Genomic DNA, 16,314 nt, shown 5'->3' with positions numbered 1-16,314 from the left:
TTGAGAGTGCCTTGCCATAAGGTGCCGAAATGGACGATGGTTACTCGCATGTTACGTTACTCTATGCCGACCGGCTCGGCCGGTGGACGCCGACGCCGCCCGATCGGGCTTCGAACGCTATTCCGGCGGCAGCATAAGGCGATGCCATCGCAACATCCTGCCGTACTCGGACGATCAAATGCATACAGCTAGTTCATTGCGGGTTTGGCTCGCGGGAGACCTGACCGCGGTGGCATTCCAAGGACGAGCTGAGACAGATATGGAACGCCGCGAACAGTCGAGCGGACCACTAGCGCGATCGCAACAATTGCCGCCCCGAGCAGACCCGCGATGATCAACTGGCTCGTGAGATCCCAAAGTTCTCCGAGCTGTATGAAATCCATTAGACGGAACACGGTACCCTGGACAAGGTAGAGCAGCAGCGTGGTCTGGCCCAACTCCATAGCTATAAAGCGGGCGATTCGGGTTGAGTGGCTAAAGCGCCAGCATTGCAGCAAGAGTCCGATGGCGATTGCTGAGGCAGCTGCAGCGCCAACAAACATCAGAAGCACGTCTTTGGCCGACCGAAAATCGTGAATTAGTCCAAGATTATTGTAGACATAAGTGTCCTTGCCCCAGGCTACAAAACATACGCAAGTCAAGACCGAGAGAAATAAAATCAAGAGCGGCTTGTGAGATCGCGATGTAGTCGTCCATCGTTCGCTCGATTGAGCAAACAAGAATCCCAAGCAGAAGAACGGGTAAGTGAACCTGATCAAGGGTGATATGGAGAACGTCAGAGGAACGAGTGCAATCAGTATCGCTGAGCCAGATATGACCAACGATCGGTGGCTCAGCCTGGTGAGTATCTTGATGAGAAGGTAAGAAACAAACGTGGCCCAGATGAACCAGTATGTGCCGGCAAGATCGTCTACAAATTCCAAAAGTCCGGTAGTTAGGCTGGTCGCGCGCCACAATGCCGCTGACTTAGCTGTCTCCATGAGCGCCCACCAAAACAGCATGGGCAGTAAGAGCTGCGTCGCACGGGCGATGGCGGCCTGAGTGAACGACTTCTGCAGCAACGATCGAGAAGAAAGATAGCCGCTTATCGCCATAAAGAGTGGCATGTGAAACATATAGATTGCTTTGTAGTACGGCGAATACCAAAAGCCGCCGTCTCGATAGATGACATACTGGATCAGGTGCCCAACGATTACCAAGACAATGAGCGCACCTTTCGCGAAATCTAAGCTCAGATCTCGATCGCTTGCCCCGGTCGTGCGCGAGCTCGGGGCCATTATTCCAGTCACGCGTTGCAATCTATCAAACATCTAGATATCTGTTGTTGATGAGCCGGCGGCCCGTTGTCCGCTTCTTCTGCCTCATTTTTGGTTGAGACGAAAGGTGATGGTGGGAGTTTTTGGAAGGGCAACAAGCTCAACTGGTTAGGCCTTGAGGAACTAGCCGTGGGCCGAGCATCTCTGTACGCCTCAGCAAACTGTGCGGGAGAGAGCCGATATTTGGTTTGAGACGCTGGGCTGGCAGTGCGGGCACGGCATGCTAGTTGCAGACGCGGCTCTGGGAGGAAGACTGTCGCACTCAGTCTCCCGCTCAGCCCGACGCATCTCGGACCCGGCAGATGCGTCGGGCTTCTTCGGTTCGCCCAGCATAGTCGACATTTGGTCCCGTCGACGCCGGGGTGATCAAGCTAACGGGGCGTCTGATAGCTGAACTCGATCACGCCAACTTGGGCTATGGCATCGGGCTGGGGGGCACACGGATATCGGTGCTCCGAGTTGTGGAGCAAAAGCCGAGGACCAACGCTTTTTGAATTGAGCTGCTCGTTCGGCTTCGTGCAACTCACGCCTGAACCGCGCTTGCCGTGACGACTTTTGTCGTAAAGCCGCCGCCGCAGTGATTGCTGCCGCACTTATGGTGTAAACGGCTCGGCTGGATCGCAGCTGCGGAATGTCTACGGTCCTGACAAAGTCCGCACCCGTGTGATGGACACGTGCTCATGAAGGCCAGGCGTGAAACGGGCTGCGCGTGTGGAGTACCATCTCTAGCTGAAGCTCGTCGCTTATGTGCATCCGGGGGAGGCCTGGTTGATCGTACTTGGGCGGATGACCAACTGCGTTCGAGCAACATGACCTAATGCTGCAAGGAGGCCAGATCTAACGCAGGAGTGCGTGAAAGAGCACGGTCAGATGCGCGTGCGCGACGTCGCCGAGGCAGGCTTCTCGATCAATATCAGCTGAGCTTGGCGTGGGGATGAGGCGGTAGATCGCAGCCTGGCGGACTCTCCTCACTTGTGGACTGGCGTAGATGCGATCGTCATTCAATAACTCGTCGCGCAGCACTTTGAAGGCCTACTACACCATTCGACTCCGCTCCGCCAACGAGGTCGCCTTCGGCGGACCTAGGGGGCTCCACACTCACGTGTTGCGGACCAAGCAGGGAGCAAGGCGTTCTTCGCGCACCAGCGACTCAGCGGATCACAAACAGCGCTGGCGTTCAGGCGTTAGCTCCACATTATTGCCTCACAACCCCTGACCGTTTCGGCGCGAAGCAAGGACCCACGCCAGTGTCGTTGGCGGCGATGCTGTCGCTAGGACCAGTGTCTCTCGTGTGCCGGCAAGTTAGCTTGGTCGGGCCAACTTCAAAGTTTCAGTCAATGATTCCTCGAATATATCGAGCCCTTGTCCCAACGTTTCTTCGGCGATCGTAAGTGCAGGCAGGAACTTGACAACCTGATCCGTCGGTCCGCATCGCTCGATAATCAATCCCTTCACAAATGCTCTCCGTGACGTCGCCTCTGCGATCTCGCTCGTTTTGCAATCGAAGCCGCATACCATGCCGCGTCCACGAACGGCAAACTCGTTTCCGTGCTGATGCGCGATAGCATCGAGTCGACGCCGCATAAATGCACCCAAGCGTTGGATCTGTTGCGAGAACGTCTGGTTGCGCCAATACAGATCCAATGCCGCCTTGCCAGAAACGAGTGCAAGGTTGTTTCCGCGAAATGTTCCCGTGTGCTCGCCTGGTTCCCATGCGTCGATCGCTTCCTTGATCAAGAGCATCGACAATGGCAAGCCGTAACCACTCAGCGATTTCGACATCACAACAATGTCTGGCGACAATGCAGCGAACTCGAAGCTGAAGAACTCACCTGTGCGACCACAGCCCATTTGGATATCGTCAACTATGAAAATAGCTCCGACCTCTTTTGCCAAAGCCTGCATCGACTGCAGCCATTCCTTGCCGGCGACGTTAATGCCTCCCTCTCCTTGCACGGTTTCGACGAGAATGGCGGCTGGAAGATCAGTACCACTGCTCTCGTCCATTAACACCTTTCGAACGTAATCCGCCGGACTGTACGAGGAGCCAAGATACCCATCATAGGGCATGAAAGTTGTGCCGGATAAGGGAATCCCGCTGGCTTTACGGTAAAAGCGGTTACCGCTCGCGGCTGTGGCTCCCAAGCTTTGGCCGTGATATCCGTTCGTGAAAGAAATGACGTTGTGACGCCCTGTGATTTTACGCGAGAGCTTTAGAGCTGCTTCAACGGCGTTAGCTCCTGTAGGCCCGGTGAATTGAAAGCGATAGGAAAGATTCCGTTCCCGAAGAATAACAGAGCTAAAGGTCTCCATGAATTCGACTTTTGCTGGAGTGGCCATGTCCAAGCCGTGGACGACCCCGTCCGACTCCAGATAGTCGCTGATTGCTGCTTTGATCTGCTGATTGTTGTGGCCATAGTTTAGCGTTCCAGCGCCAGACAGAAAGTCTATGACCTTTCGGCCGCCCTCTGTGAACATAATTGAACCGCGCGCCCCATTGAAGACAGCAGGAAAGGAACGTGAGTACGCACGCACATTGGACTCTAGCGTTTCAATTGTCTTCATTCGGCTCCCCTGTGTACTCCAACCATGCGGTCGTCGCGTCGACCAGACAATCTGCCCGATGAAACAACGCGGGCCAACATCGTGCAGGACTGGCAGGCCATGACCGCGGGTTCCTCGCCTCTCGGCATCGTTTGGGTTGCGCGTAGCGCATCTAAAAATCAGCTCCAACGGGTTACCTGAGAACCAGGCGGAACAAAGCTACCATCTCTAGTAGCTTCGTCCCCATCCAGCGACGGCCCCCGTGTTAAGTCATCTTTCGCGAACAGGTTTACCTAGCCGCGCGGGAAGACGTTGCGCATGCGTGCGGTACCTTGCGTCAGGATACCGCGAGCCGGAAGCGACATGCTCAGGCCACGGTCTCAGGGACTAGAAGGACACGCCCGCCGCCCGACCGGTTTTGGCCTTGCGCTTGGTCGACACAATCGCCGGGCAGTCGTCGGCGTGGATGCGTTCGGAAGCAAAGGCATGGCTTCAGATCGAATCTGCCAGCGGCACTTGTGTTGCCATTCCAACGGATGCGTAAGCTTCCGGTGCTTCAGTCCGAAGAGTTGCTGGGATCGAACCGAATTTAGCGGATCTGGCGGTGCAAACCGTTCGATCCGCCAACATTCGATCTGCCAACATACGTCTTTGCGGCTTCTCGGAATTCCGCAGCGAACGTCTTGACAAACTCCGTGATGTTGGCCGCGATCGCCGCCTCCTTTTCCCCCCAACTCGGCGGCCGGACCCGTGGCGCTTTCGCGCCGAACTCAGCAATGGTTGTCGCACTCAAGATCGCGCGCTCCTGGGTTAACGCGACGAGCGCTTCGGCCTCGTCGGATTACGCGATCATACGAGAGGCATGTTGTCAGGGGCCCGAACTAGCAAGTGCTTCAACCAGACGTCGAAAGTGCGACAACAGCGACAGGAGTACGGCTACATGGAAAGGTGATGGTCGCCACTGGCACGGGGTAAGCACGAGCAATCGCGCGTTGATCGACATCGTGAGCGCCGCGCGGGCGCGGCTTGGTCCAGATTGCTTGCCCCGCTTTCAGGCGTTTGTTCCGGGACGGTGCTCGCGGAGTACTTCATCGACGCAGGCCATCAACTCCAGAGCGGGAAACGGTTTAGCGAAAAAGCCGGTCACGCCGGCGCTCAAAGCGCGGGCTCGCGTGCGATCATCCGCGAAGGCAGTAATCAAAATGAATGGCGCAGCGTGGCCTTGGGCCCGCATCTGTTCTAAAAGTTCAAAGCCGCTCATCGTGGGCATCTGCACGTCTGCAATTACACAGGACGTGCCGTTCAATTGAGACGACTCAAGGAATTCCTCAGCCGAAGCAAACGTATGAACGATGTGGCCCTGTGATTTCAAGAGGTTGTTCAGCGCGAGACGAATTGAAGGATCATCGTCGACAACGGAAATAGTGTTAGACAAGACCACCCGTCCTGGTTGGGCGAAGGCACTGGCCGAAGCATGGCGGCCAGCTGAAGGGTGCGCGTGTACGAAGAAATTGTAAAATCATACTTAGGTTTGTACTCTGAAACGGTCGGTCCCAATTCCCAGCCTCTCCGCCATTCTAATCAAATCGGCTAGTGATCGAGCACCCATCTTCTTCATCACGTGCCCCCGGTAGATTTTGACTGTAATCTCGGCAAGCCCGAGTTCCGCGGCTACCTGTTTGTTCAAGAGGCCCGTAGCGACCAGTCTCAAGACATCCTGCTCTCGTGGACTTAGAGCCTCGAACAAGGACTGCAGCTTCGTGACAACCTTGTCTATAGCTCGTCTCTTGCGATCCTGTTCGATCGCTGCGACCACTCCATCGAGCAATTCCTGATCGCGAAACGGCTTGCCGAGAAAATCGATTGCTCCATTCTTCATCGCTTTGACGGTCATCGGAATATCGCCATGAGCGGTGATGAAAATAATGGGAATGTGAACCTTCAGTTTGGCTAATTCAATCTGGAGCTCCAGCCCGCTCAAGCCCGGCAGTCTGATATCAAGCACAAGGCAGCTGGGAACATCAGGAAGCTCGCTCTGGAGCAGTTCCTGGGCCGATCCGAAAGCGACAACGTCTAGACCGATCGAACGAAACAGGTTTACGAGCGATTCGCGCATTGAGAGGTCGTCGTCGACGACCAACACGCTCGGTCTCACCTCCGGCCCTTCGACAGTTGCGGCTTGCTTCCGCGGTTCAGAGCGCTTGGTCACGATAAAAGCCTCACTTTGCAATCGTGGTAGAAGTTCCGTGGAGCCACGACCAAAGGTTGCTCGTGGCGGCCTTCTCAGGAGCTTTCGCGCAGTGCAAATCTCTGAGATCTTCCAGGTATGCGAACGGCCAGCCGTTTGCGTGCGTAAGACATTATCACGAAAGTCTAGCAAAAAGGGCCCGAGTGGTCGAGAACTGGCTTCCGTCTGTCCGCCGTCCCGTCGGAACGGCCCGGCGGCATTGATCAAATCAATCAGCAGCCAAGTTGAGGCGCTCGCTCTAGCTGGCGGCGGATGCCGCTTGGCAGGGCGCATGAGGCGTCGGCGGACTCTCGTTAAGCGGCCGGATCAAAATGCCCGCCGCCTCGGTAGCTGCACGCGGGGGCGCGAGCTGAGCGAATTGGGGCCAATGTGCCTGTGCATGCGCCGATCCCGCCGGCGTTGTTGAGATCGGCATGAGGCGTAGACTATCGCACCCGCAGTAAAGAAAATGGACATCAGAACGAGTAGCAGCGGCATCAGCACATAAATTCTTTTTTGCGTCGTCAGAGCGCCTGTGAGTTGCGTCTTTAGCGAGCTTGGGAAAGCACCTTGCATCGGTTTCGTACAACCTGACGCATGGTGCGATTCAAGTCCTTTCGGTCGTGCTTTGTAGGAAATGTAATCATCCCGAGCTGCGGGGGCGCCCACGTTCGTGCGTCCTGCCGATTGCTTCGCTGCTCGTATCCGAAGATGATGTGTGTAATTCAAATGGAGAGGGCGCATTCGCGGGATTGGCGGGCACCATAGGTGCGTATCGAGCACGCTGATTCGAAGCTTAGCTCCTCAATGCCGCAGTATAGGGCTGAAACTGGCTCGATCGGTCCGCTTGGAGCAGCCGCCAACCGCCCACTAGCTCATCAATCTTCCGACGCAACTCATTAAGGCGGCCCGGCGCACTCCTTTGAGAAGAAGTGTGCCGGGTTCGCCCCACATCGCCAGTACATCCGTGGTGATGGTGTCCCAGATGATGTGACCCGCGTGGCAAAACTGAGACTCGTTTAGCAGCCAAAGTAGATGGTGACTCCCTGCTACTTCACACAGACGGGAAAGGCTTGAATCGTACGTAGGGTCACGTTGTACATGTCTTGTAGATTGATCGAGTTAGCATCTCTCGAGCCGACTAGGTGGAGTTCGTAGTTGGCAAGTTAGATCTGTCGCAGCGCGACTGGGACGAGAAGGCGTTCCGCTGTTCTCCAGTGGCTGGGATCTCCAGTCGGAGGGTTTCGGAAGCTTCATGCGGTGTTTGGAGTCGTCCGTTGGCCTGCGTCCTGGCCCCGGGTGGTCGAGCGTGAACGAGATCGTCTTAACGGCCCACTGTCATGCTGACATTGCGGGGTTGTTCGCCAATCCAAGGCTGGTGGCCGGCCTTGGTCAGGGCAAGGAACACGTCGTTCAGGATCGCAGCCGTCTCCGTTCGAAAGGGCTATCGAAGAAGGGCTCGCTGGAACCCAGCTTGTAAGGAGCGTCGCTGGGTTTTAGGCAGCGCACCCATCTTCGTCGAGGAGATGACGGATCAAAGTATGTGCCGATCCGAGATTGCCCACAAAGCGAACCTTGTGCTCTCCTCATCCGAAGCCGGTGAACGCGCATTGCAGAACACCATTCGTCGGCGCAATCGACTTTCAGTACGATCCGTCCTGGCTTGCCTGGGAGCATGCGCTGCCCGTGTCGCTATCTCTGCTCTGCGTGAGGGACCGCTATATCGGTGCCGCTGTCGTCGCCGTTTCCGACAATCTCCTGCCCGACAGCATGCCCATCCGCCATCGTATGGCGGAGCGAGTCCACGCTCAGGGCATCGACGCTTACGACCTACTCACTGGTGCGGACGGGACTGCGTCGGCCCATTGCAATTCCTGCCGGACGGCATCGAACCCGGGCGCTGCCGGGGCTGTTGACGGCAGACCCGTTGACGACGAGAATCGCCCGGCTTCTCGGCGACCTTTGCATCGGCTCTCCTTGAGCTTGGTGAGGACGAGGACTTTCGGATCTCGATCGCCGGCGCCCAGGAAAAGACCGCGCGCTTGTTCTGGAAAGGGCGTTGGTACAAGCCGCTGGCGACTACAGCCACGACGCACATTCTCAAACCGCGGATTGACCGACTACCGAACGGCCTCAATCTTTCCTACAGCGTCGAGAATGAGTTCTTCTGCCAGCTGACAGCAGCTCTCGGACTTCCGAGCGCCGCCATCGCGATCGAGGAGTTTGAAGGCAACCGTGTGCTCGTGGTTGAGAGGTTCGATCGCCGCTGGACCGGCGACAACCGTCCCCTACATTTGCCTCAAGAGGATTGCTGCCAGGCTTTGTCCGTGCCGCCGCCTTGAAATCCGAATCAGAGGGCGGCCCGGTATTCCAGCTATCTTTAACCTGCCAAAGGGAAGAGATGAAGCGGAAGCAGATCAAAGGACGTTTTCGTGGCAACCCAGCGGCACCACGCAGTTTCGGGCGCTCCAGCCGGGCGAGTTGTTCCTCTTCAAAGTAGACGTGCCAAACAACTTCATTGTTAGTGGCGGCATTTTCGGCCACACGTCAATCGAGCCGCTGTCCTTGGCGTGGGAAGCCTTCGGCTTGAGTCGCTCTATCGCGAAGGACTCCTTCCGCGCCGGCGCGCTGCGTAGTCCGGAGCCGCCGCCCGGGCTCGAGCTGCGCGCAGGGCTGCGCTCGATCGACACGATCGGGCTCTAACATACAGCGTGCGTCCGTTATATTGTGCTTGCTGCGGGCTCTCTTTGGCGGCCATGATCCGGACCCTGCAGCGAATTTTGTGAAGTTCCTTCACAATGGCGCCTCTTATGTGTCAGATTTGGCGCGCGTCTTCTTAGTCTGGTCAGGCAAATGCCGCGCGCCCCTCCCAGCCGAAATGTGTTCGGCTCAAATCTCGACAACGACATCCAGCCCCTGTGGAGGGACGGAGGTCGTGTGTTCTGCCGTGCGTGGCGGCAAATCAACGGCAGCAAGGCTGTCGTGCTTCTCGTGCGGCCCACCGGGGAACACCCCGCCACGATCGAGTGCCTCGCCCACGAGTATGAGCTGAGAGAGGAGCTAGATGAGGCATGGGCGGTGCGGCCTCTGGAACTCATCCGGGAAGCTGGTCGTACCATGCTGGTCCTGGAGGATCCATGCGGCGAGCCGCTGCTAAACTTAGTTGGAGTCGGCATGGAGCCTCAGCGCTTCCTGCGCCTTGCTATTGGTGTCACGAGGTCCGTGGGCAAGCTCCACCGCCGCGGCTTAATCCACAAGGACCTGAAACCCGGTCACATTCTGGTCAATTGTCCTGACGAACAAGTGCGACTCACCGGATTCGGGCTGGCGTCCCGGCTTTCCCGCGAGCGGGTGCCGCTTGAGCCTGCCGAGTTCATCGCCGGCTCGCTGCCCTACATGGCGCCCGAGCAGACCGGACGAATGAATCGCTCGGTCGACTCTCGCAGTGATCTCTATTCACTTGGGGTGATATTCTACCAGATGCTGACCGGCGCGCTGCCGTTCACGGGCTCAGACCCGTTGGAGTGGATTCATTGTCATATTGCAAGAAAAGCAACACCGCCCCTCGAGAAATCGCAAAATGTCCCGGAGCCAATCTCTCACATTGCGATGAAACTCCTCGCGAAAACCGCCGAGGAACGCTACCAGACTGCCGCTGGCCTTGAACACGATCTGCAACACTGTCTGGCAGCATGGGCCAACCATGGTCGCATCGAGCCTTTTGAACTTGGCGCAGACGACACACCTGATCGGTTGATCGTCCCCGAGAAGCTCTATGGGAGAGCCCGCGAGATCGAGACCTTGCTTGGCTCTTTCGATCGAGCGGTGAAGAGCGGCGCGCCGAGGTTGGTGCTGGTTGCCGGTTATTCCGGCATCGGTAAGTCTTCGCTCGTCCAGGAGCTACACAAAGTACTCGTGCCCTATCGCGGGCTCTTGGCATCAGGCAAATTCGACCAAGTGAAGCGCGATGTGCCATATGCGACACTAGTGCAGACCTTTCAGAGCCTTGTGCGTCCTCTTCTCAGCAAAAGTGAGGGCGAACTCGCGACTTGGCGGCAGGCGTTCCGGGAGGCGCTCGGTGGGAATGGACGGCTGATGGTCGAATTGATCCCCGATTTGAGCCTTGTTATCGGCGAGCAGCCCGCGGTTGCTGAGCTTCCAGCCCGCCAAGCGCAAATCCGTTTCCAGCTCGTGTTTCGTCGCTTTATTGGCGTGTTCGCCCGGCGAACCCATCCATTGGTGCTCTTCCTCGATGATTTGCAGTGGTATGACGCCGCAACACTCGACCTGATCGAGGATCTGCTGACCCAGCCGGATCTGCACCTGCTGCTTATTGGAGCTTACCGCAGCAACGAAGTTGATGCAGATCATCCGCTCAAACGCAAGCTCGAGTCCATCGGGAGAGCCGGCCTAAATCTACAGGAGATCACGCTATCGCCGCTCAGCGCAGACGACGTCGGGCAGTTGGTCGCGCATACCCTTCGCTGCGGACCAAAACGCGCTGCCCCGCTTGCGAAGTTGGTGCATCAGAAGACGATGGGCAATCCGTTCTTCGCCGTTCAATTCTTGTCTGAACTAGCCGGAGAGCAGCTGTTGACGTTCGATCACGTGTCGGCGCGCTGGCGTTGGGATCTGCAGCGAATTCACGCAAAAGCGTACACCGAGAACGTCGTCGATCTGATGCTCGGCAAGCTCATCCGGCTGCCCAAGGAAACGCAGGAAGCGCTGCAACAGCTGGCCTGTTTCGGCAACATCGCCGGGACGGCGGAGCTTGCGATTGTGCTCGAAATTCCACAGGAGCAAGTGCACGCGACCGTGTGGCCGGCAATCCGGCAGGAACTGATCGTGCGGCATGGGACAGCCTACCGCTTTGTCCACGATCGCGTTCAAGAGGCGGCCTACTTGCTGATGCCGGAATCCTCGCGCGCTCCTTCCCATCTGCGGATCGGTCGGATGCTCGCGGCACACATCCCTGCGCACAAACGCGAAGAGGCCATCTTCGACATTGTCAGTCAGCTCAATCGAGGCGTCGCGCTCATCGCTTCCGGTCAGGAGCGAGAGCAGCTCGCCGACTTGAACTTGATCGCAGGGCAGCGTGCCAAGGCCTCGGCGGCCTACGCCTCGGCGCTAACATATTTCACCGTCGGTGCTGCGCTGCTCGCGCCCAATTTTTGGCAAAGGCGCCGCGAGCTCGCGTTCGCACTCGAGACCAGCCGGGCCGAATGCGAATTCTTGGTAGGCCAGCTGGAGATTGCAGAGCGTCTCTTGTCCGCACTGTCGAAGCGAGCTTTGAACGGGCCACAACGAGCAACGGTCGCATGTTTGCGGGTCGATCTTTACTTGACGCTGGGTCAGCACGGCCGGGCAGTGCTCATAGGTCTCGAATATCTTCGCGACGTCGGGATCGAGTGGTCGCAGCGTCCGACGGACCATGAAATGCTGGCCGAATATCAGCGGATGTGGTCACAGCTGCCCGACGCAATCGAGGATGTTGCTGGTTTGCCTCGAATGACAGACCAGGCCAAGCTTGCCACGCTCGCCGTGTTGACGCGGATTCTTCCGGCTGCAGGTTTCACAGACGCCAATTTATCCGCTTTAGTGATCTGCCGAGCCGTCAGCATCAGCCTCGAACACGGCAACACTGATGCTTCCTGCGCCCATTACGCATGGTTAGGCCGAATCTCGGCCGGACGCTTCGGTGACTACCAAGCGGCCGATAAATTTGGTCGTCTTGCTTGCGATCTGGCTGATCGCGGCGAGTTCTCTCGTTTTCGGGCTCACGTCTATTTGGCCGTCGGAGCCACCGTGATCCCGTGGACGAAGCCGCTTAGAGACGGCCGAGTTTTGATCCGGCGAGCCCTCGAAGCCGCGGTCAGTAGCGGTGATGTCATCTATGAGGCGTACAGTTCGGTCCATCTAACCGGAAGTATGATGATGGCCGGAGATCACCTGAAAGAGGTACAGAACGAGTTAGAGAAAAGCGCTGCTACGATCCGGAACAGAAAGGTACAATTTGCTGCTGAGGCGGTAGCCGCTCAGCTCGCAATCGTCAGAACCATGCGCGGCCTCACGCGCTCGCTCGGTTGCTTCGACGACCAACAATTTGACGAGCTAGACGTTGAACGATCGTTGGCAGGAAGTCCGGAGTCACCTAGCGAAACCGTTTACTGGATCCGCAAACTTCAGGCGCGCTTCCTATCCGGCGATTATGCTGCGGCTGTTGAGGCTCGCTCGAAGGCCGAGCCCAAACTATGGACCATACCAACAGAGCCCTTGACCGCGGAGTTTCACTTTTATGGTGCGCTGTCTCACTCGTGTTATTGCGACAGGCTGGGCGAAGGCGAACAACAGCCACACCGAGATGTCATTGATGCTCATTACAGGCAACTGCAGACATGGGCGACGAATTGCCCCGACAACTTCGAGAATCGGGCTGCCTTGGTCGGCGCTGAAATTGCGAGGTTAGAATGCCGGGATGCAGACGCAATGCGACTGTACGAACACTCAATCCAAACCGCAGGACGTAACGGTTTCCCCCACCACGAGGGGATCGCTTGTGAACTTGCAGCGCGCTTTTATGCTGCACGCGGTTTTGCCAGGATCTCCCGGGTTTACCTGCAGGACGCGCGGCGCGGCTACCTTCGTTGGGGAGCGGATGGTAAGGTGCGTCAACTCGAGGAGCTGCATCCGCATCTCATGCATCAGGAGCCCCCGCTTGCCGTGAATGGCATGACGATCGGAGCTCCGGTTGAGCAACTTGATCTGGCGACGGTGATCAAAGTGTCGCAGGCGATTTCCGGCGAGATTGTGCTTCAGAAGCTAATTGACAAGCTTATGCGGACTACCATTGAGCAGGCCGGCGCCGAAAGAGGTGTGTTGATTCTGCTGCATGGCGACGAGCCACGGATCGAAGCGGAAGGCAAAACGGTAGCAGATGCGCTCGTTATAAAGGTGGATGAACAGCCCGTAACTCCGATGGCTCTTCCCGAATCCGTGCTGCATTTCGTGCTACGTGTCCGCGAAAACGTGGTTCTCGAAGACGCTGTCGTCCAGCCTTCATTTGCCGAAGATCCTTATATCCGCGAGCGCAAAGCGCGTTCTATTCTTTGCCTGCCACTCATCACGCAGGGCAAGCTGATCGGCGTACTTTATCTGGAGAATAATCTCGCCCCGCGCATATTCTCGGCTGCCCGAACATCAATGCAGAAAATGCTTGCCTCTCAAGCTGCAACAGCGCTCGAAAACAGCCGGTTGTACAGCGAAGTTCAGCAACGGGAGGCGAAAATCCGGCGCTTGCTCGACGCTAACATCATCGGAATCTTTATCATTCACGAAGGGGGCGAGATCATCGAAGCAAATCAAGCCTTCCTCACGATGGTTGGATACGAGCAAGAAGATCTCCTCGCAGGCCGAGTGAACGGTCTCGATCTAACGCCTCCAGAATGGCACGAGCGCACAATGGATGCTCACACAGAAGCAAAAAGGACCGGAGCTGTTCAGCAGTTCGAGAAAGAGTATGTTCGGAAGGATGGCAGTCGCGTGCCAGTGCTCATTGGCCTCGCCGTGTTCGATGCGCGAGAGGACCAAGGTGTTGGCTTCGTCCTGGACCTGACAGAACGAAAGAGAGCGGAAGCGGAGGCCCGCGAAAGCGAACGGCGCTATCGCGAGACTCTGATGGGCCTTGCACATGCCAATCGGATCACGACAATGGGACATCTGGCCGCCTCGATCGCGCATGAGGTGAACCAGCCGATTGCCGCGATCAGCAGTAATGCGGGGGCGGGGCTAAATTGGCTCGGTGCTCAACCGCCAAATCTGGAAGAGGTTCGGCAGACCTTCGGTTTGATTGTTCGTGACAGTATGCGCGCAGGAAACGTGATCCGTCGGATCCGCGCTCTTATGAACAAAGCGCCCATGCAAACCGAGCTTCTTGCAATTGACGAATTGATCTTAGAGGTGTTGGCCCTAGTCCGCGCGGAACTTGCACAAAATGACGTGTGGGTGCAAACCCGACGGCCTGAGGCTTTGCCGCTCGTTAGGGCGGATCGCGTTCAGGTACGGCAGGTGATTCTCAATCTGATCACGAATGCCATCGAGGCTATGAGCGAGATCAACGAAGGCGAACGCGAATTACTGATCACGACGCGCACAGATGGCTCGAATAATGTATTGGTCAGCTTTCGGGATACAGGTCCAGGACTCGATCCAAACAGCGCAGACCGAATGTTCGAGGCGTTCTACACCACCAAGTCAGAAGGCATGGGCATGGGGCTGGCCATTTGCCATTCCATTATTGAGGCGCATGGGGGCCGGATGTGGGCGGGCGCCAATGATCCTCACGGGGCCGTCTTTCGGTTCAGTATTCCCGTTGCGCCGGAGGGCGTCGATCAGGCGAAACAGGTCTCTTGAACGTCTTAGGCCGAATTCGAGGTCGAGCAGGGTGGTCCGGGAGCCCCTATCATTGTGACAGAAGTGAGCTGCGCGACCTTGCAAATGTGAGACATTCGCGTTTCTTGCTGCCCATCGGGAGTGTGCGCGACCGCAGATTGTCGTGAACTGTCAGAGAATCTGCAATCTGACCGCAATGTCAGATTCCAGACGCCTGGAGGGCTCTTTGTAAATCTCTCGAGACTTGCACGCCATAAAAGCTGGAGTTGGCCTAGCGGCTTGGGCGTCCGCGGTTGCCGCTCGCGGACGCGGCGCGTTCTTGTGCTGTGTAAAGCACCTGCCGGGAGCAGAAGCCCGCCGCCCGCGCGTGGTTGTGCAGAAGGAGAGCAGCCGAGGAAGTGGAGGAAATCCACGTGACACCGGGTCGTTTACAATACGTCGATCGGGTTCGTCATCCTTTCGGAATGAGGTGAGCTGCACGACGGTCTTCCTCACGGTCGCTCTTGGATAAGCCCTCGATGACGCCGGCGCGATCCGCGGCATTGCGGTTCTGGCTCATCTTCCGTGTGCCATCTAGCCGTGTAATTTGCAATCGCAGGCCGATAATCCGATAATCCCCTCGAGCTCCGCTTTGATGAAATCGGCAGGTGCGTCCGAGACCGCCCAGCGGTCTTTGCTTGAGCGCTCATGTACATCAGTCAGCCGCGTGACTACCTCGTCGTCCGTTAAGAAGCCGAATTGAGCGGGAGCGGACAGGCAAGCGTATGCGATAGCTGGATCAGGAAGAGGCACAAGAGTTCTCTGAGCCAGGCGAGGATACGGCGTAAGTTGTGGCCTACTGCTGAGAGCACGACGTTGGCGGCGTCGCCGGCGCGGCCTTTGAGATAGCAGCGGCCAAGGTGACCTTCGGCCTTCAGATGTCCGATGATGGGCTCGATGGCGGAGCGGCGCCGGAGCTCGCGCTTGATGGTGCCGAACACGCCGCGCTTCTGGCCCGAAATGAAGACGCGACGGGGATTTTGCGTGTCGTGGCCGCGATATCCCTTGTCGACATAGGCCCGCTCGATCGGACAGCCGGTGAGCGCCTCGGTGCGGCCGATGACGTCCCGCAGGGTATGACCGTCGTAGGGATTATCGGGCAGCGACCTGGCGTGCAGTACGAACAGGCCACCGGGCGCCCGGCGGTTGTTGGTGACGATGGAGGCCTTCACGCCGAACTCGTAAGGGGCTGCGGCCTTGCCTTTGCCGATGCATTCCACCTCCGGGGCATGGAAGGAATAAAGCTTCCAGCCGCGCTGGCGCTGCTGCTGCGAGCGGATTTGCACGGCCCGGCCAAGCGGGAGGGCGAATGCCTCCTCCAGTGCCGGCTGGCCCTCGATCTTGCGGCGGATGTCGCGGATGATGCGGCCGAGCCGGCTGCGCAGAATGCGCAACTGCCGCTGATGCCGGCTGAACTGTTTGGCATGGGCGTAGCGGCCCGCCATCATCGCGGCGGCCTTGGCCACACGAGAATAGGATTGCCGCAGCCTGACGGCGTGCCTTCTCGCCAGGCGGTTGAGCCCCTTGATAGCCGCATGGAGCAGCTTGGCATCGGTCGGAAAGGTGATGGCCTTCGGCTGCACCGTGGTGTCGACGGTGACGCGCTTGAGGTCCTGGCCGCGTAACGCGCCGGCCTCGTGCGCCACCCGCAGGCTCTCCGCCAGCAGCAGCTCCAACTTGTCGCCGAGCCGCTTGCGCCAATGGCTCAGGTCCGAGCGCTCGTGCGGGAAGGCATGCTGAAAGAACTCTTGCCCGGTGAAGAACTGGAAATACGGGTCGTGAACCCAGCGCTCGCAAACG

Annotated in this window: 10 protein-coding genes and 2 pseudogenes; 4 read left to right on the top strand and 8 right to left on the bottom strand. The window is 57.8% G+C overall.

From position 1 onward, the window contains the following. Positions 1-188: 188 nt before the first annotated feature. From nolL to FXB41_RS17570, 6 genes are all read right to left on the bottom strand, one after another. Entirely contained in the window at positions 189-1,310 is a 1,122-nt protein-coding gene (nolL, locus tag FXB41_RS17595) for a nodulation factor fucose acetyltransferase NolL (RefSeq protein ID WP_311985857.1), read from the bottom strand. A gap of 843 nt (positions 1,311-2,153) precedes the next feature. Next, positions 2,154-2,339 carry a hypothetical protein gene (locus tag FXB41_RS17590; protein ID WP_219682628.1) on the bottom strand — a complete coding sequence of 62 codons (186 nt, stop codon included), beginning with the start codon at positions 2,337-2,339 and terminating at the stop codon, positions 2,154-2,156. A 279-nt stretch (positions 2,340-2,618) separates the two neighbouring features. Beyond that, complete coding sequence (gene ectB / locus FXB41_RS17585) at positions 2,619-3,881, bottom strand: diaminobutyrate--2-oxoglutarate transaminase (RefSeq protein WP_219682627.1); 1,263 nt, start codon at positions 3,879-3,881, stop codon at positions 2,619-2,621. Between the two features lie 568 nt (positions 3,882-4,449). Continuing rightward, a complete protein-coding gene (locus tag FXB41_RS17580; RefSeq protein WP_219682626.1) occupies positions 4,450-4,653 on the bottom strand; it encodes a hypothetical protein in 204 nt (67 codons plus the stop codon). Positions 4,654-4,911: 258 nt separating this feature from the next. Then, positions 4,912-5,301, bottom strand: coding sequence for a response regulator transcription factor (locus FXB41_RS17575; protein WP_219682625.1), 390 nt, complete (start codon positions 5,299-5,301; stop codon positions 4,912-4,914). An 84-nt stretch (positions 5,302-5,385) separates the two neighbouring features. Beyond that, positions 5,386-6,015 (bottom strand): response regulator transcription factor, encoded by a 630-nt coding sequence (locus FXB41_RS17570; protein ID WP_088941395.1) that lies wholly within the window; start codon positions 6,013-6,015, stop codon positions 5,386-5,388. 1,381 nt (positions 6,016-7,396) lie between these two features. Between FXB41_RS17570 and FXB41_RS17565 the strand changes: the two genes are divergently transcribed. The 4 genes and pseudogenes from FXB41_RS17565 (at position 7,397) to FXB41_RS17555 (ending at position 14,496) form a co-directional block, all read left to right on the top strand. Further along, positions 7,397-7,567: a hypothetical protein gene (locus FXB41_RS17565; RefSeq protein ID WP_219682624.1), complete on the top strand. Its 171-nt coding sequence runs from the start codon at positions 7,397-7,399 to the stop codon at positions 7,565-7,567. A 119-nt stretch (positions 7,568-7,686) separates the two neighbouring features. After that, positions 7,687-7,914: pseudogene (locus FXB41_RS40855) on the top strand (HipA N-terminal domain-containing protein); the annotation flags it as partial. A 215-nt stretch (positions 7,915-8,129) separates the two neighbouring features. Beyond that, positions 8,130-8,429 (top strand): HipA domain-containing protein, encoded by a 300-nt coding sequence (locus FXB41_RS40850; protein ID WP_246648954.1) that lies wholly within the window; start codon positions 8,130-8,132, stop codon positions 8,427-8,429. Between the two features lie 511 nt (positions 8,430-8,940). Beyond that, positions 8,941-14,496 carry a trifunctional serine/threonine-protein kinase/ATP-binding protein/sensor histidine kinase gene (locus FXB41_RS17555; protein ID WP_219682623.1) on the top strand — a complete coding sequence of 1,852 codons (5,556 nt, stop codon included), beginning with the start codon at positions 8,941-8,943 and terminating at the stop codon, positions 14,494-14,496. 430 nt (positions 14,497-14,926) lie between these two features. Here the strand turns inward: FXB41_RS17555 and FXB41_RS17550 are convergent. Continuing rightward, positions 14,927-15,192 (bottom strand): annotated as a pseudogene (locus FXB41_RS17550) (FMN-binding negative transcriptional regulator); the annotation flags it as partial. Between the two features lie 8 nt (positions 15,193-15,200). After that, on the bottom strand, positions 15,201-16,314 hold a 1,114-nt coding region (locus tag FXB41_RS17545), incomplete at its 5' end, for an IS5 family transposase (protein ID WP_219682622.1).

This window comes from Bradyrhizobium canariense (genome assembly GCF_019402665.1).
GTDB lineage: Bacteria > Pseudomonadota > Alphaproteobacteria > Rhizobiales > Xanthobacteraceae > Bradyrhizobium > Bradyrhizobium canariense.
The sequence above is the reverse complement of the archived record's forward strand: the minus strand, read 5'-3'. Positions and strand labels throughout refer to the sequence as shown.

What these genes read in the sequence shown, in the direction of transcription:
- FXB41_RS17555 (WP_219682623.1), top strand. Translation starts at nt 8,941, where the DNA reads ATGCCGCGCGCCCCTCCCAGCCGAAATGTGTTCGGCTCAAATCTCGAC.
- ectB (WP_219682627.1), bottom strand. Translation starts at nt 3,881, where the DNA reads ATGAAGACAATTGAAACGCTAGAGTCCAATGTGCGTGCGTACTCACGT.
- nolL (WP_311985857.1), bottom strand. Translation starts at nt 1,310, where the DNA reads ATGTTTGATAGATTGCAACGCGTGACTGGAATAATGGCCCCGAGCTCG.